Annotated in this window: 14 protein-coding genes; 7 read left to right on the top strand and 7 right to left on the bottom strand. The window is 67.4% G+C overall.

Going from position 1 to position 15,535, the window contains the following annotated elements:
* Positions 1 to 29: 29 nt before the first annotated feature.
* The 5 genes from DJ75_RS18510 to DJ75_RS05010 all read right to left on the bottom strand — a co-directional run bounded on the left by DJ75_RS18510 (position 30) and on the right by DJ75_RS05010 (position 7,547).
* Entirely contained in the window at positions 30 to 206 is a 177-nt protein-coding gene (locus tag DJ75_RS18510) for a hypothetical protein (RefSeq protein ID WP_158217267.1), read from the bottom strand.
* A 59-nt stretch (positions 207 to 265) separates the two neighbouring features.
* Positions 266 to 868: a cyclodeaminase/cyclohydrolase family protein gene (locus tag DJ75_RS05025; RefSeq protein WP_094523145.1), complete on the bottom strand. Its 603-nt coding sequence runs from the start codon at positions 866 to 868 to the stop codon at positions 266 to 268.
* A gap of 51 nt (positions 869 to 919) precedes the next feature.
* A complete protein-coding gene (gene ilvA / locus DJ75_RS05020) occupies positions 920 to 2,173 on the bottom strand; it encodes a threonine ammonia-lyase (RefSeq protein ID WP_094523143.1) in 1,254 nt (417 codons plus the stop codon).
* Positions 2,174 to 2,210: 37 nt separating this feature from the next.
* Positions 2,211 to 4,760 carry an FAD-dependent oxidoreductase gene (locus DJ75_RS05015; RefSeq protein WP_094523141.1) on the bottom strand — a complete coding sequence of 850 codons (2,550 nt, stop codon included), beginning with the start codon at positions 4,758 to 4,760 and terminating at the stop codon, positions 2,211 to 2,213.
* A 213-nt stretch (positions 4,761 to 4,973) separates the two neighbouring features.
* Complete coding sequence (locus DJ75_RS05010) at positions 4,974 to 7,547, bottom strand: FAD-dependent oxidoreductase (protein ID WP_094523139.1); 2,574 nt, start codon at positions 7,545 to 7,547, stop codon at positions 4,974 to 4,976.
* 296 nt (positions 7,548 to 7,843) lie between these two features.
* On the opposite strand from DJ75_RS05010, the gene DJ75_RS05005 reads away from it, so the two are divergent.
* The 3 genes from DJ75_RS05005 (at position 7,844) to DJ75_RS04995 (ending at position 11,119) form a co-directional block, all read left to right on the top strand.
* Entirely contained in the window at positions 7,844 to 8,779 is a 936-nt protein-coding gene (locus DJ75_RS05005; RefSeq protein WP_094523137.1) for a succinylglutamate desuccinylase/aspartoacylase family protein, read from the top strand.
* Between the two features lie 131 nt (positions 8,780 to 8,910).
* Entirely contained in the window at positions 8,911 to 10,113 is a 1,203-nt protein-coding gene (locus DJ75_RS05000) for a hypothetical protein (RefSeq protein ID WP_094523135.1), read from the top strand.
* Positions 10,114 to 10,258: 145 nt separating this feature from the next.
* The gene (locus tag DJ75_RS04995; RefSeq protein ID WP_094523133.1) at positions 10,259 to 11,119 is read left to right on the top strand and encodes a methylenetetrahydrofolate reductase; all 861 of its coding nucleotides are present in this window, start codon (positions 10,259 to 10,261) and stop codon (positions 11,117 to 11,119) included.
* Positions 11,120 to 11,309: 190 nt separating this feature from the next.
* Here DJ75_RS04995 and DJ75_RS04990 read toward each other — a convergent pair whose 3' ends face one another.
* Together DJ75_RS04990 and DJ75_RS18505 are read right to left on the bottom strand one after the other, a co-directional pair.
* On the bottom strand, positions 11,310 to 11,603 hold the full coding sequence (locus tag DJ75_RS04990) for a hypothetical protein (protein ID WP_094523131.1): 294 nt from the start codon (positions 11,601 to 11,603) through the stop codon (positions 11,310 to 11,312).
* Between the two features lie 110 nt (positions 11,604 to 11,713).
* Entirely contained in the window at positions 11,714 to 11,887 is a 174-nt protein-coding gene (locus DJ75_RS18505) for a hypothetical protein (RefSeq protein ID WP_158217268.1), read from the bottom strand.
* Between the two features lie 185 nt (positions 11,888 to 12,072).
* Between DJ75_RS18505 and DJ75_RS04985 the strand changes: the two genes are divergently transcribed.
* The 4 genes from DJ75_RS04985 to DJ75_RS04970 all read left to right on the top strand — a co-directional run bounded on the left by DJ75_RS04985 (position 12,073) and on the right by DJ75_RS04970 (position 15,520).
* The gene (locus DJ75_RS04985) at positions 12,073 to 12,444 is read left to right on the top strand and encodes a hypothetical protein (protein ID WP_094523129.1); all 372 of its coding nucleotides are present in this window, start codon (positions 12,073 to 12,075) and stop codon (positions 12,442 to 12,444) included.
* 200 nt (positions 12,445 to 12,644) lie between these two features.
* A complete protein-coding gene (locus DJ75_RS04980) occupies positions 12,645 to 14,306 on the top strand; it encodes a formate--tetrahydrofolate ligase (protein ID WP_394338269.1) in 1,662 nt (553 codons plus the stop codon).
* Positions 14,307 to 14,522: 216 nt separating this feature from the next.
* Positions 14,523 to 14,936, top strand: a complete 414-nt coding sequence (locus DJ75_RS04975; RefSeq protein WP_094523125.1) for an FAD-binding oxidoreductase — start codon at positions 14,523 to 14,525, stop codon at positions 14,934 to 14,936.
* On the top strand, positions 14,918 to 15,520 hold the full coding sequence (locus DJ75_RS04970; RefSeq protein ID WP_094523123.1) for a BBE domain-containing protein: 603 nt from the start codon (positions 14,918 to 14,920) through the stop codon (positions 15,518 to 15,520). Before DJ75_RS04975 ends, DJ75_RS04970 begins: the two co-directional genes overlap by 19 nt.
* Positions 15,521 to 15,535: the final 15 nt, after the last annotated feature.

Genomic DNA, 15,535 nt, shown 5'->3' with positions numbered 1-15,535 from the left:
CGCTCCCGGGAGACGGATCGGGGGACGAGCTACGTCTCGTCCGACGATTCGCGGTGGTCCCACCACAGCCCGAATCCGCCGAGGACCGCGGCGAACACACCGAATACCACCTCGAACAGCGATCCCGTGACCGCGCCCGAGACCGCGAAGACGACCCCACCGACGCACATGAACCCGCGGATCAGCGTTCGGAACTCTACTGACATTCCCTCTGGCCGCCTTGGCGTACCACGACCACGCTCCTAAGCGCTTCGGCCGTGTCGACCTACTCCGCCGAGCGGTCGATTCGGTCGGTCCCCGCGTTCTGCGTCGCCAGTCGGACCGCGTCGTCCGCCGCCGCCTCGATGTCGGTCGCGCGGCGCTCCGTCTCCGCGCGGAACGACTCGTCGTCGGCCGACGCGGCGTTGATCCGCGCGGTGAAGAGCGCGCTCCGGAGCGCGGCGTCGACGAAGGACGCGCCGATCCCGGCGTCGACGACGACGGGACGGTCCGCCGCCCCGGTCACGACCGTCGCCGTCTCGAGCACGGCCAGACAGGTCTCGGCGAGCGCGAGCGGCACCCCCGTCGCTCGTTCGTCCATCGTCGGATCCTCGTCGACCCCGTTCGTGCCGAACACCGCCTCGACGACCGCCGCGTCCGCCTCCGCGAGCGTCAACAGGCGCTCTCGATCCGACTCGAGCGTCCGCCGGAGCTCGGCGAGGTCGGCGTCGGTGTTCAGGTCCGCCTCCTGCAGGTGAATACAGACCATCTCACAGAGCGACGTCCCCATCGCCCCGACGACGCCGCCGACGGTGCCGCTGGCCGGTGACACCGACGCCGACGCGACGTCGGAGAGGAGAGCGGCGACCGACTGTGTCTCGTGGTCCATACCCGATCGAGGGGACGGAGACTAATCAAAACCCTCCTCGGCGACGCGGCGTTAGACGTCCGACCGGTGGTTGACCACGTCGACCTCGTACCCCTCCGCGGCGATGCCGTCGATGATGTCGGCCGCGTGTTCCGCGCCGCTCGTCTCGACGTCGAAGACGAGGTACGCCTCCCCGACGTCGAGGTCGTCGACCGATCGGTCGTGTCTGACGTCGTGGATATTGGCGTCCCAGTCGGCGATGACGCCGGATATCTCCTCCAGTCGTCCGGGCCGGTCGTCGATCCGGACGCGGATACGGAGGATCTGCTTCCGGGCCGCCAGCGCGTAGATGAGCACCGTCCGGAGCTGCGTCATGTCCAGGTTCCCGCCACAGAGCAGCGGCATCACCGTCTCGCCGCTGACGTCGAGGTCGTCGCTCAGGACGGCCGCGACGGAGGCGGCGCCGGACCCCTCGACGACCTGTTTGGCCCGCTCCATCAACAGCAGTATCGCCCGGGCGATCTCGGTGTCGGTGACGGTGACGACCTCGTCGACGTTCTGCTGGATCATCCGGAGCGTCGTCTCGGAGATGCCGCCGGTCGCGATCCCGTCGGCGATCGTGTTGACCTCCTCGAGGGTCACCGGGAACCCCTTGTCCAGGCTCTCGTGGACCGTCTCGGCGCCGGTGGCCTGCACGCCGACGACCCTCGTCTCCGGCGACAGGTGTTTGATCGCCGTCGAGACGCCGCTTATCAATCCCCCGCCGCCGATGGGGACGACGACGGTGTCGACGTTCGGAAGGTCGTGGTACATCTCGATCCCGAGGGTGCCCTGCCCCGCGATGATGTCGACGTCGTCGTACGCGTGCACGAACCCCGCGTCGGTGCCCTCGACGGCCGACTGGGCGTGTGCCATCGTCTCCTGGAAGTCCCGGCCGACGAGTTCGACGGTCGCGCCGTAGCCCCGGGTCGCTTCGACCTTCGCCTGCGGGGCGTTCTCCGGCATGAAGACCGTCGACTCCGCGCCGCACTTCGTGGCCGCGAGCGCGACGCCCTGCGCGTGGTTGCCGGCGCTCGCGGCGACGAACGAGTCGACGCCCGCCTCGACCTCGTTGCGGATCTTGTTGTACGCCCCCCTCGTCTTGAACGAGCCGGTCCACTGGAGGTGTTCCATCTTGAGGTACACCTCCCCACCGACGAACTCGTCGAGCGACGAACTCCGCTCGATCGGCGTCTGCTTGACGACGGTGTCGTCGTCGAGCCGGTCGCGGGCCCGCTCGATGTCCGCGTACGTGACGGGGAGGTCGTCTGAGTTCGTGCTGGTCATCGGGCGAACTGGACGGTCGGGTCCGTGATACTGGCGCTCATCGGAGGATCTTGTCTCGTTCGGCGTCGAAGAGCGGTTCGCCGCGCACCGTCGCGTCGTACGTCTCGCCCTCACAGCGTATCTGCACGGACGTGCCGGCCTCGGCGTACTCGTCGGGGAGGTACGTGTAGGCGACGGACTCCCCGATCGAGTAGCCGTAATCGCCCGCCTGGACGTACCCCTGGGCCTCACCGTCGATCATGACGGGCCGTCCGCTCAGCATGACGTCCGTCGAGTCGTCGAGCGTGAGGGGGACGATCCGGTCGTCGATGCCCTCCTCGCGGGCCGCCTGCAGCGCCTCCTTACCGACGAAGTCGGTGTCCATGTCCACCGCGAACGGGAGCCCGGCCTCGTAGGGGTTCGAGTCGGTGTCGATGTCGGTTCCCCACAGTCGGAAGCCCTTCTCGAGCCGCATCGACTCCAGGGCGCCCCCGCCCATCGCCCGCACGTCGAGGTCCCGGCCGGCCTCGTACAGCGTCTCCCAGAGCCGCTGCCCGTACTCGCTCGGGGCCCACAGCTCCCAGCCGAGCTCGCCGACGTAGGAGACCCGCAGCGCGACGACCGGCACCTCGCCGACGTAGATCTGCTTGGCCGTGAAGTAGCCGAAGTCCTCGTCGCTGACGTCGGCGTTCGTACACCGCTGGAGCAGGAGCCGGGACTTCGGGCCCCACAGACCGATTGTCGACCGGGCGCTCTCCTCGATAGTAACCGACACCGTCTCCGGGGCGTGGTCCTCCAGCCAGCCGCCGTGGATGCCCGGCGAGTTGCCGCCGCCGGTCGTGACCATGTACTCCTCGCTGTCGAGTCGGACGACCGTCACGTCCGCGAGGATGTTGCCGCCCTCGTTCAGCAGCAGCGAGTACCGGACCTGTCCGTCCTCGATGTCGACGTCGTTGCTGCACATCCGCTGGAGGAACTCGCCGGCGCCGTCGCCCTCCACCGTGATGGAGCTGAACGTCGTCATATCGAACATCGATACCTTCTCGCGGGTGTGAAGGTGTTCCGCGCCCTCTATCGCCGACCGGTTGATCCCCTGCCAGCCGTCCTGCTCGGGGATCCGGTCGGCGTAGCGGTCGACGAGGTCGGCGTTGGACTCGTACCACTGCGGCGTCTCCCAGCCCCCGGACTGGTAGAACTCCGCCCCGAGAGCCTGCTGTTGGGCGTAGAAGGGGCTCGTCCGCAGCCCGCGGTGGTCGTCGGGTTGCCACCGCGGTTCGACGTTCATGTACACCTGCTCGTAGCGGGTGTCTCCCCGGTCGACGAAGTAGTCCGTCTCGCCGGCGTGGGGTTCGAACCGTCGCACGTGGATGCCGCCGGTGTCGACGGGACCCGACGGGAGCCGCGGGACGCCGTTCTCCATCCACTCGGCGATGATGCGGCCGTAGCCGCCCGAGTGGGTCCACCAGATGGCCAGCCCGGACCAGAGGCCGTCGACCTCGGTCGGGCCGACCGCGGGCATCCCGTCCGGCGTGAACACGAAGATGCCGTTCTCCGTGGCGGCGTACTCGGCGTCGGCGGTCGCCGGCAGGAGCTCGTCGAACGCCTGCTTCGCCGACTTGTCGCGGTACCGATGAGTCGGCTTCGTCCAGTGTTCCTCGGTGAAGCCGCGGACCGACGCCTGACTGTCCTCGGTGTTCGTTCCCATCGCCTCCGGGTCGACGGACAGGGTCTCGTGGTTGTACGACCCGAGGCCGATGGCGTCGCCGTGGGTCCGGAAGTACAGCGAGTGGTCTTGATCGCGGCCGACCGGTCGGTGCGGCCCCTCGCTCATCTGCTCCTGGATGTCGCGGTTGCCGGGCACGTCGAGCCCAGACGTGTTCTCGCCGACGTTGCTGTCCGCGTCGGCCAGCTCCTCCATCGGTTCCGTGACCACGTACTGGTGCTCGACGGGCGCGATCGGGAGGTCCAGCCCCGCGAGCTGACCCGTCTGGTACCCCCAGTTGTTCGTCGCGATGACGCACCGATCGCACTCGATGCGGCCGTCGTCGGTGACGACCGCGCCGATCTCGCCGCCGGTGACCTCCATGTCCGTCACCTCGACGTTCCCGTAGAAGTCCGCGGAACTGTGTTCAACGTACCACTGGAGCGCGCTGATGCCGTCGACGCGGCCGTCGGTCGGCGAGTAGTAGCCGCCCAAGATCTCCTCTTCGTTCACCAGCGGGAGGTGTTCGGTCACCTCCTCGGGCGACAGTAGCTCGGGCTCCGGCAGGCCGTAGGCGGTCGCCCACTCGACGCGCCGGCGCAGGAAGTCCATCCGCTCCTCGCTCCGGGCCAACTCGATGCCCCCGACCTCGTCGTACACGCCCGCGTCGGACAGCAGCCGGCTCGTGTAGTGGGCCGTCTTCGTCTGTATCTTCGACGGCGACGTCTGGAACATGATCCCGGGCGCGTGGACCGACGACCCGCCCGTGACGGGGAGCGGCCCCTGGTCGACGACGACCACGTCCTCGGCCCCGAGTTCGCTCAGGTGGTAGGCGACGCTGCAGCCGACGGCACCCGCGCCGATGACGACGGTCTTGGCCTTCGTGGGAGGCTTCGTGCTAGACATTAGTTCTCTCAAAGAATGGCCGTGTCCGTCTCATAAATACATCGGTAAATACGGGCGAAGAACGGGGAAACCGGTAGCGTGCGGCGGTATCGGGGTGTCCGGCGACGACCGGACCGTCTCACGTCCCCGGTGGCAAACCACAACGTGACAGCGATGGGAAACGATCTGTGACCCGACGGGGCACGACCCGGGATCCAGCGGTGCTCCGATCCCTCAGTCGACCAGCGGCTCCTCGCGGACGGTCGCGGCGTAGCGGTCGCCCTCGAAGAGCACGTCGACCTCGGTGCCCGGCTCGGCGTACTCCGGCGGCAGGTACGTGTACGCGACGCAGGCGCCGGCCGTGTAGCCGTACTCGGCGCTGTGGACGTAGCCGATCGCCTCGTCGCCATCAAGCACCGGTCGGTCGTCGAGGATCGTCGCGGTCTCGTCGTCGAGCGTCAGGCAGGCGACCTCGTGGCTGATGTTATCCCCGTCCGCGGCGGCGGCGACGGCCGCCTTGCCGATGAAGTCGGTGTCGAGGTCGACGGCCCACCCGAGGCCCGCCTCGTAGGGATTGTGCTCGGTGTGGAGGTCCTCGCCCCAGAGCCGGAACCCTTTCTCGATGCGGAGCGCGTTCAGCGCGCCGTTGCCGTACGGGCGAATGTCGTACTCTTTGCCGGCCTCGAGGACGTGCTCCCAGAGCTGCTCGCCGTACTCGGAGGGGGTGTAGAGCTCCCAGCCGAGCTCGCCCGCGTACGAGAGCCGCATCGCCCGCACCGGAACGTTGTTCACGAACGTCTCCTGGCTCGTGTAGAACGGGAAGGCCTCGTCGGAGAGGTCGGTGTCAATCACCTTCGAGAGGACCTTTCGAGCGTCGGGACCGGTACAGACCATCGCCGCGAGGTCGGACGTGACCTCGTTGACGACCACGTCGTCGGGGGAGTGGTTGCGGACCCATGCGACGTGGTTGTTCCCGACCTCCCTGCCGGTCGTCAACAGGAGATAGCGGTCGTCGTCGGTCCGGGTGACGGTGATGTCGGCCCGGACGCCCCCGCCCTCGTTACACAGCAGCGTGTACGTGATGTCGCCGACGTCGAGGTCGATCGCGTTCGTACAGAGGCGCCCGAGGAACGCCTCGGCGTCGCTGCCGATGACCTCGATCTTGTTGAACGAGGTCATGTCGTGGAGCCCGACGGCGTCGCGGACGTGCAGGGCCTCCGCGCCCTCGATCGGCGACCAGTACTTCCCCTCCCAGCCGTCGCGGTCGGGGATCCGGTCGGCGTACCGGTCGACGAGGTCGGCGTTGGACTCGAACCACTGCGGTTCCTCCCAGCCCGCCTCGGCCCACAGCTCCGCGCCCATCTCCTTGTGGGTGTGGTACATGGGCGTCCGCCGGATGTCCCGCTGTTTGTCCGTCCAGACCCACTTGGGGTGCATGACGTTGTAGACGATGCGGTACTCCTCGGCGCCGATGTCGCGGGCGAAGTCCCACGACCCCTCGTGGGCGTCGAACCGGTTCACGTCGCTGTCCGCGAGGTCGATCGGGCCGTCGTCGAGCCGCGGGACCCCGTTCACCATCCACTCCGCCAGCGCCTTTCCGGCGCCCCCGGCGTGGGTCACCCAGATCGCTGCCGCGGTCCAGAGCCCGTCGCACTCTTGGACCGGACCCATGACCGGCAGGCCGTTCGGCGATTCGGCGAACATCCCGTTGTACTTGAACTCGAGCTCCTTCCCCTCTGTCGCCGGCAGCAGCTCGTCGCTGGCCTGCCGGGGGGACTTGTGCGGTCGGTCCGGGTGGGTCGCGTTGTTCATGTGCTGGTCGGTGAACTCGTGGACCGATCCCTGCTCGCCGTCCGGATCGTTGCCGCCGAGCTCCATCGGATCCGGCACGATCGGTTCGTGGTTGTACGAGCCGATGCCGTAGGAATCGCCGTGGGTCCGGAAGTACATCGCGTTGTCCTGATCGCGCAGGATCGGACGGTCCGGCCCGACGAGCAACCGTTTCGCCTTCTCGCCGGAGACGTTGCGGTAGTTCTCGAACAGCGGGTGGTTCGCGACGTCGACGGCGGCGTCGCCCAGTTCGTCGAGCGACTCCGTCATCGTGTACTGGTGTTCGACCGGCGTCACGGGCAGGTGGACGCCGAGCTTCTCGCCGAGCTGCCGCGCCCAGATGTTCGTCGCGACGACGACGTCGTCGCACTCGATGGTGCCGTTCTCGGTGACGACCGATTGAACCCCGCCGTCGGCCGTTTCGACGTCCTCCGTGCGCGTGTGCGGAACGAACGTCGCCCCCCGGTCTATCGCGGCCCGCGCCAGCGCGTCGCAGGCGATGACGCCGGAGACCTGCCCGTCGGTCGGCGAGTAGTAGCCGCCGAGGATGCGCTCCTCGTCGACCAGCGGGAGGTGCTCGGTCACTTCTTCGGGGGAGAGCAGCTGCGGATCCGGGATCCCCCACGCCTTCGCCGCCTCCACCCGCCGCTGGAGGAACGCCATTCGCTCCTCGCTGCGGGCGACCTCGATGCCGCCCGTCTCGTTGTACGCCTGCTTGCCGTCGGCGCCCTCGAGCTCCGAGTAGAGCTCTCGGCTGTAGTCGGCGAACTGGCTGAGCGTCTTCGGCTCCGCGGTCTGGAACATGATCCCCGGCGCGTGCGTCGAAGACCCGCCGGTGGTCGGCATCGGGCCCTGATCGACGACCACGATGTCCTCCCGACCGAGTTTCGTGAGCTGGTACGCGACGTTGCAGCCGACGATTCCGGCACCGATGACGACGGTGTCGGCCTGCGTCGGCAGGCTTTCTGTGGGCTGCATAAATACGACTGTATCTCGCTATGGCGGCGGAATATAATTGTCGCATAGGCCGTCTTTGGGGCCCGTTTCCCCTCAACCCGTCCGGCTCCTGTCAGAATGTGGTTTCGCGGCCGTCGCCCGCCTCGCTCGAGTCGTCTGGTGTCCCATCTCGGCGTCCGTCGCGTCGGCGTTCGATGTCCGTCGCGTCCCTCCCGTTTCCCGTGGCGATCGGTCGCGACGGTCCGCGAGGGGATCACGACCCCTCGACGAACGAGGGTGAGCCCGGGGCTTTTGCCCCTGTACCGCCGGGTCAGACCATGGAGTACGAGCCGGTAACTCATACGACGACCGACCGCCGCCTCAGCCGACATCCCTCCGGCGCGACCGTCGACGCAACGGTCCACCGGTACGCGGGGGGCAGCGGGCCGACCGTCTACCTGCAGGCGGCACAACATGGTATCGAACTCAACGGGCCGGTCACGTTGCGGCACCTCCACGAGCGGCTCATCGAGGCTGACCTCGCGGGCACCGTCGTCGCCGTGCCGGTGGCGAACCCGCTGGCCTTCGATCACCGGTCGTACGTCACGCCGACGGCGTACGACGCGCGGAACGCGAACCTGAACCGGGTCTGGCCGGGCGACGAAACCGGCAGCTTCCAGGAACGGGTGGCCGCCCGGCTCTGGGAGCTGGTGACCGACGCCGACGCGGTCGTCGACCTCCACACCGGGACGCCGGACATGCTGGCACACGTCAGGTTCGGAGAGGGCTCCGATGCGCGCGGGCTCGCGAGGGCCTTCGGGACGGAGTACCTGCTCGCCGACCCGGACGAGGGGCCCACCGGGATGCTCCGGGACGCCGCGGAGCGCGTCGGGATCCCGGCGATCACCGCGGAGCTATCGAACAGTCGAACGGTCGATCGGTCGGCCGTCGAAACCGGCGTTAGCGGCGTCATGAACGTACTCCGGGAGATGCGGGTCCTCGAGGGAGAACCGTCCGCACCGGCGGTTCAGACCGTGCTCCGGAACAGTCTCGAACACACCATCGCCGAGGAGTCGGGGTTGTTTGAGCCCCGACGGTCGGTCGCGGTCGGCGACCGTCTCGAGGCGGGCGACACGCTGGGTGCGGTGTACCGTCCGACCTCGTTCGAACGCCTCGGGACCGTCACCGTCTCCGAGGCCGGCGTCGTCTACTCGCTGGCTCGCGGGGTCGTCGTCGAGGGGGAGCGTCTCGCGGCGGTCGCGACCCGCGGGTGAGACTCGGCGAACAGGCGTCGACACCCCGTGCCGCCGGTTTAAAGAGCTTCACGTATTCGATTATTATATTAAACGGGTTCAGTATTCCCCACGCACGCTTATTATACGTTATGTCATAGAATAGCATTGTCATGGGGCTCCAGACCACCTTCGACGTCCTCTCGACGCTCGTCGGGAACCAGCAGTCGCGCGGCAGGTCGGTCCGGAACGTCGAGGCGACGACGGACGGCTCCACGCTCCGCGTCGATATGGAGGTGCTGGTGCCTCTCCGCTCGACGCCGACTGACGAGACGGACCGGGAGCCGACCGTGGAGGCCACGTCGCTCACCGACGACGGCGGGCTCGCGGTCGAGTTGACGGTGCCGGAGCTGGTTCCGCTCCCGACATCGACGGCGGCGACCGTCGAGGTGAGCGGACGAACGGTCGAGGTCACGCACGGGGCGCTCGAAGTGGACCTCGACCTGACCATCGATCCTCCAGCCGCCGGGCCTGCGGAATCGGAGGGTCGTGTGACGGGCGACGCCGTCACAGACGGCAACGGCGGATCGATGGTCGAACACGCTCGCCGTGAGGCCGTCACCGACGCCGTCGGCGATGTCGAACCGGCAGAGAGTAACCCGTCCGAGACTGATCCGGTCGGGAGTGATCCGGCCGGTGGTGACCCGTCCGAGAGTGACCCGTCCGAGAGTGACCTGTCCGAGAGTGACCCGTCCGAGAGTGACCTGTCCGAGAGTGGCCCGAGTGACGGCGTGGAGGCGGTCCGCGACGAGTCGATGCCGCCGTACGAGGACGTCGAGTACCTCCGGGCGCTCTACGCGGAGTGCGATACGTTCTCCGAGATGCGGGACGCGATCGCGATGGACGTCTCCGCCGAGACGGTCCGGCGGTACATGATCGACGCCGGGGTCCACGAGCCGACCGCCTACGAGACGGCGACCACAGACGGGCGGACCGATCAGGGGACGGCGGACGGACCGTCGGAACGGGATGAGGCGTCCGAACGGGACGGGTCCCCCGTGGAGTCTTCCTCCGTGGAACCGTCCACGGAGGAGGACTCGCGGCGGTCGTTCCCCGACGCCAAACTCGTCGCCGACGGTATCGGCCTGCCGGACGACGTCGAGATCGGAGATGTCATCGAGTCGGTCGTGCGGTCGTCGACCGTCTACGAGGTCAGACGGGACCTCGACCTTGACGACGGCTACGCCCGGGAACTGCTGGACCAACTCGACCTCCTAGACCTCGTGATGTGCCGCCTCTCTAAAGCCCCCGACAGGGAGGTTACCTACGAAGAGGCCGCCGCACGCGTTCGGCAGTGTACGACCGCGAGCGGATGACGCTGCGACCCGATTCGAGCCGCGATCGGACGGCGCTACGCGGCGATCCGGGCGTCGAACGAGTAATGGTAACGACTACCATTTAAACTGGTTGACTGGGGAACCCACAGATGGAAATAGGTCTACCACTTACGTATGACCAGTAATGTCGGCTGGAACGCAAGCGATCAAGCGGAGTGACGGCGTCGGAGCGCTTCTCACTGACGCACGATTCGAACTGATGCCGTTCGAGAGCTTCGAGGACGAGATCCGGCACCTGCCGGACGACGCGACGATCGCCGTCACCACGTCTCCACAGCTCGGGATCGACACCACGGTCGAGCGCACCGAGCAGGCGGCCGCACTCGGATACGACGTCTCGCCGCACATCGCCGCGCGCTACGTCGAGGATCGCGACCACCTCGATGAGATCGCCGAGCGCCTCACCGACGCCGGCGTGACGGACATCTTCGTGCCGGGCGGCGACCGCGAGGAGCCCGCCGGCGAGTTCGAGTCCGCACACGACCTGTTGGTCGCTCTCGACGAGTTGGGCCACTCCTTCGACGAGGTCGGCATCACCGGATATCCCGAGGGACACGACTTCCTCGACGCGGAGGCCCTGTCCGACGCGATGGCGAAGAAAAGCCCGTACGCGACCTACCTCGTCACACAGCTCTGTTACGACCCCGACGCCGTGCTCGAGTGGATCGACGACATCCGCGACGACGGCGTCGACCTCCCCGTCGAGGTCGGCATCCCGGGCGTGATGAACTACCAGCGCCTGATGCAGATCTCACAGAAGGTCGGCGTCGGCGACTCGATCAAGTTCCTTCGGAAGACGACCGGCATACTCGGCTTCGTAAGGCAGCTCGTCGGATCGCGGGGGGTGTACAAGCCCGACGACCTCATCGACGGGCTCGCGCCGTACGCGGACGACGATCACTACAAGATCAGGGGGATCCACATCTACACGTTCAACCAAACGCCGGACACCGAATCGTGGCGCACTGAACGGCTCGGCCGATAGCGGTTCTCGTCCGTGGCCGTCGTTCGTTTGATCCCCGCTACGTCGTTCGTTTGACTCCCGCTAGCGTAATTGCTGTCCGCGTCGAGTGACCTCACCGGACGGACGCGTGACGAGTAGCGTTTCGAACGAGGAGTTCCCGGAGAGCGGTCGACGGGCCGGGGAACGCGAGGACGTGACCGCTCGTCGGCGCTCAAAACCAGAGGAACAGGGATCCGAACCGGTAGGGGGTCGACACGAACGAGATGACGAACACGAGTAGGGCAAGGAGGAATGCGACTCCAGCGAGCCTGACGAACAACAGTGACAGGAACGGGAGCAGTAGCACGGCCGTCATCAGGATGATAACGGCCATCAACAGCGCGAGGGCGACCCGAAGCCCCTTGGACTTCGGGTTGAAATAGCAGCTCGGACAGGTATCGTGCCCGCTCTCTACCTCGTGTCCGCATCGTTTGCAGTTCTGCGCTCCGCCGATGAGTGATGACATGATCTTCCGCTCCGGTTCCCGCCGGATATGAAAATGTGGAGGCAACCGCGCATAAACCTTTGTGCGGACGGGACCGGCGATTCTGTTCTGCGGGCGAGGCGACGGCGGTTCTACTCGTCCCGGTCGCGGAACACGGCGCGAAGCGGGCCACGACGGCGGAACAGACGGGTCACGAACCGTTCGATCCGACCCGGCTCGCTCGACAGCCTCGGCATGCCCGGCATGTAGTTCACGAACTCGTCTTCGGCACCGTTCTTTTGACGTTTGCTTGTTGGCTCCGTCATACTACTATATATGAACCGAGGGGTCTTGAGGATTTTGAAAATATCTTTTCAAAACACGGTAGTATTGTTCTGTTTGTTAATATCAGACACGGGTATGTCACACGTTTACCATGGGTCGTCCGAACGGCACGTCCCACTCGTTGCATGGACAACCTTTTCGCCGCTCTGGGTCTGACCACGACGTAATGATCGACGTTCCGGGATCGTCCGACGGATCGGACGCGATGCACGACGACGCACCCGACTCGAACCCACTCGTCTCCTGTGGGTTCCAAGACGGGACGCTACACGTCTACGACGAGCGGATCCACATCGAGCGTCCGGGCCGCTCGAAGTTCGCCGACAAGCAGATCCGGATCGGTGACGTTCGCGACATCACCTACGAGGGGCGACTCGTCATCAGCTACCTCCAGATCGAACAGGCCGGCGTCGAGAACGACGAGGGTGGGTTCCTCTCGACGCCGGTCGACGAGAACACCGTGCACTTCGGGCGCGGCAAGCGGGACTGTGCGAAGCGGGCGCGGGACGCGATCCGTGACGCCGCCGAACTCTGGTGAGCGCCGATTTTCCGGGCAAATCTCATCCCGTCAACGAGGCGTCACTCATTGCGGGACACACCGCGGGGCGTCGCAAACACATCCTATCCGAGTGTTAGCAGATATGCTAACCTTCATACGGCGATGCTGGGATGTACGAAAACGTGACAGATACTAACGAACCGATACCGACGGATTACGACATCGCACAGTCGACCGAGATGGAGCCGATCTGGGAGCTGGTCGAACCGTGGGGCCTCGGCCTCGACGACCTCCAGTACTTCGGCGAGTACACGGCGAAAGTCAAACACCACGCCCTCGATCGGCTTCGGGACGAGGCCGCGGACCGGGAGAACAACCTCGTACTCGTGACCGGGATGACGCCGACCCCCAAGGGAGAGGGGAAGACGGTCACGACCGTCGGACTGGGACAGACGCTGAACCACCTCGGCGAGGAGGCGATGATCGCGATCCGCGAACCGTCGCTCGGGCCAGTGTTCGGTGTCAAGGGCGGCGCCGCCGGCGGGGGCCGCTCGCAGGTGCTTCCGATGGAGGACATCAACCTGCACTTCACCGGCGACCTGCACGCGCTCACCTCGGCGCACAACCTCATCTCGGCGATGTTGGACGCCAAACTGACGGGGGACGAGGACTTCGACGTCGACGTCACCGACGTCCGGTGGCCCCGGGCCATCGACATGAACGATCGGGCGCTCCGGAGCATGGTGATCGGCCTCGGCGGCAAGACCGGCGGAACGCCTCGCGAGGACAGCTTCCTCCTGACCGCCGCCTCGGAGCTCATGGCCGCCCTCTGTATGGCGGACGGTATGGGCGACCTCAAGGAGCGGGTCGGTCGCATCATCCTCGCCTACGACGAGGACGGCGACCCGGTCACGGTCGAGGACATCGAGGCGACCGGTCCGGCCGCGATGCTGCTCCGGGACGCGATCAAACCGAACGTCGTCCAGACCATCGAGGGGACGCCCGCGTTCATCCACGGCGGCCCGTTCGCCAACATCGCGCACGGAACGAACTCGCTCATCGCGGACAAAGCCGCGTACGGGATGGGCGACTACCTCGTCACTGAGGCCGGCTTCGGCTCCGACCTGGGCGCCGAGAAGTTCATGAACATCGTCTGCCGGCTCGGCGACATGACGCCCAACGCGGTCGTCATCGTGTCGTCGGTCCGGGCGCTGAAGTACCACGGCGAGAACATGTGGCCGGCCGACTTCGACGCCATCGACGACGCCGGCACCGAGGCCATCGAGCGCGGGTTCGAAAACCTGGACAAGCACGTCTCGAACCTCCAGCAGTTCGGCGTTCCCGTCGTCGTCGCGGTCAACCGGTTCCCGGACGACACCGACGAGGAGGTCCAGACTGTGGTGGACCACTGCGAGGAGGACCTCGGCGTCCGGGTCGCCGAGTCCGAGGTGTTCGAGAAGGGCAGCGAGGGCGGCGAGGACCTCGGCGAGCACGTCATCGAGGCCGTCGACGAGAGCGACGAGGACGAGTTCGAGTTCCTCTACGACGAGGAAGCGCCGATCAAGGAGAAAATCGACACCGTCGCCACGGAGATCTACGGCGCCGACGGCGTCAAGTTCACCGGCGACGCGCTCGAGGACATCGAGCGCATGGAAGACCTCGGCTTCGGCGACGTGCCGGTCTGTATGTCGAAGACCTTCCACTCGCTCAGCGACGACGCGAGCAGGAAGGGCGCCCCGAGCGGCTGGGAACTCGAGATCAGCGAAGTCTACCCGTCCGCGGGTGCCGGCTTCATCGTCGCGCTCACCGCCGACGCGCTCACGATGCCCGGCCTGCCGGAGCGGCCGGCCGCCGCCGACATGGACATCGACGACGACGGCAACATATCCGGGCTGTTCTAACACTCTCGGCCGCCCTCCCGCTTCCCGCGTGACCGACCCGGCACACGACCCAGCGGCGACCCTCCGCGAGCGAGCGCGCGGCGACGTCCTCGAGCCGGGTGACGCCGGCTACGAGGACGCCCGCGAGTACGACCTGCAGTTGGGCGTCCGGAGCGGCGGCCACCACGTCTCCGGCTATGCATTGCCCGACGAGGGGTACTGCTGGACTGCCGGCCGATGGACGCCGTCCGGGTCGACCCGGGCGAGCGGACCGCGCGAGTCGGCCCCGGCGCGACCTGGGGCGACGTCGACCACGAGACGGAGGCGTTCGGGCCGGCGGTCCTCGGCGGCCAGGACCCGAACATCGGCGTCGCCGGGCTGACGCTCGGCGGCGTCGGCTGGCTCAGCCGCAAGCACGGCCTCACCTGCGACAACCTCCTCGCCGCGGACGTGGTAACCGCCGGCAGCGACCTCGTCCGCGCCAGCGAGGAGGAAAACGAGGACCTCTTCTGGGCGCTCCGGGGCGGCGGCAACGTCGGCGTCGTCACGTCCGTCCAGTTCCGCTGCATGAGCTCGCCCCGGAGATACTCGGCGGGCCGCTCGTCTACCCCGCCGACATCCTCCCGGAGGAGGTGTACGGCACGCGCGTGACGATGTGCATCGCGTGCTACGCCGGGCCGCCCACAGAGGGCGAGGACGCGCTGGCGCCGCTCCGGACGGCCGGCGACCCCATCGCCGACAGCGTCCGCCCGCGGTCGTACGCGTCGTTCCAGGCCGCCGGCGAGAGCCGGGGCTCGATACGGACGTCCCTGCGGAGCCAGTACCTCGCGTCGCTCTCCGATTCGGCCATCGAGACGATCGGGGAGCACGCGGCCCGGGCGCCGTCGTCGGGCGCGACGGTGTTCGTCTCCCCGCGGAGCGGCGCCGAGACCGCACCGCCGACCGACGCCACCGCCTACCCCCACCGGGACGCGACCCACCACCTGCTCGCGGAGGCCCGCTGGGAGGAGCCGGCCCGCGACGACGACCACGTCGCCTGGGTCCGCGAGTTCCACGACGCCGTCCGGCCGTACACGACCGGCGCGGCGGCGATGAACGTCCTCACCGCCGACGAGGGACGCGACCGCGTCCGTGCGGCCTACGGCGAGAACTACGGGCGGCTCGTCGACGTGAAGCGGCGCTGGGACCCACAGAACCGCTTCCGGTCGAACCGGAACGTCCCGCCGGACGGCTGAGTGTCGGAGCGTCCG

This window comes from Halorubrum sp. Eb13 (assembly GCF_002252895.1).
In the GTDB taxonomy this organism is placed as follows: Archaea; Halobacteriota; Halobacteria; order Halobacteriales; family Haloferacaceae; genus Halorubrum.
Note: the sequence above shows the minus strand (reverse complement) of the source record. Positions and strands in the feature narration are given on the sequence as shown.

What these genes read in the sequence shown, in the direction of transcription:
- DJ75_RS18510 (WP_158217267.1), bottom strand. Translation starts at nt 206, where the DNA reads ATGTCAGTAGAGTTCCGAACGCTGATCCGCGGGTTCATGTGCGTCGGT.
- DJ75_RS05025 (WP_094523145.1), bottom strand. Translation starts at nt 868, where the DNA reads ATGGACCACGAGACACAGTCGGTCGCCGCTCTCCTCTCCGACGTCGCG.
- ilvA (WP_094523143.1), bottom strand. Translation starts at nt 2,173, where the DNA reads ATGACCAGCACGAACTCAGACGACCTCCCCGTCACGTACGCGGACATC.
- DJ75_RS05015 (WP_094523141.1), bottom strand. Translation starts at nt 4,760, where the DNA reads ATGTCTAGCACGAAGCCTCCCACGAAGGCCAAGACCGTCGTCATCGGC.
- DJ75_RS05010 (WP_094523139.1), bottom strand. Translation starts at nt 7,547, where the DNA reads ATGCAGCCCACAGAAAGCCTGCCGACGCAGGCCGACACCGTCGTCATC.
- DJ75_RS05005 (WP_094523137.1), top strand. Translation starts at nt 7,844, where the DNA reads ATGGAGTACGAGCCGGTAACTCATACGACGACCGACCGCCGCCTCAGC.
- DJ75_RS05000 (WP_094523135.1), top strand. Translation starts at nt 8,911, where the DNA reads ATGGGGCTCCAGACCACCTTCGACGTCCTCTCGACGCTCGTCGGGAAC.
- DJ75_RS04995 (WP_094523133.1), top strand. Translation starts at nt 10,259, where the DNA reads ATGTCGGCTGGAACGCAAGCGATCAAGCGGAGTGACGGCGTCGGAGCG.
- DJ75_RS04990 (WP_094523131.1), bottom strand. Translation starts at nt 11,603, where the DNA reads ATGTCATCACTCATCGGCGGAGCGCAGAACTGCAAACGATGCGGACAC.
- DJ75_RS18505 (WP_158217268.1), bottom strand. Translation starts at nt 11,887, where the DNA reads ATGACGGAGCCAACAAGCAAACGTCAAAAGAACGGTGCCGAAGACGAG.
- DJ75_RS04985 (WP_094523129.1), top strand. Translation starts at nt 12,073, where the DNA reads ATGATCGACGTTCCGGGATCGTCCGACGGATCGGACGCGATGCACGAC.
- DJ75_RS04980 (WP_394338269.1), top strand. Translation starts at nt 12,645, where the DNA reads ATGGAGCCGATCTGGGAGCTGGTCGAACCGTGGGGCCTCGGCCTCGAC.
- DJ75_RS04975 (WP_094523125.1), top strand. Translation starts at nt 14,523, where the DNA reads ATGGACGCCGTCCGGGTCGACCCGGGCGAGCGGACCGCGCGAGTCGGC.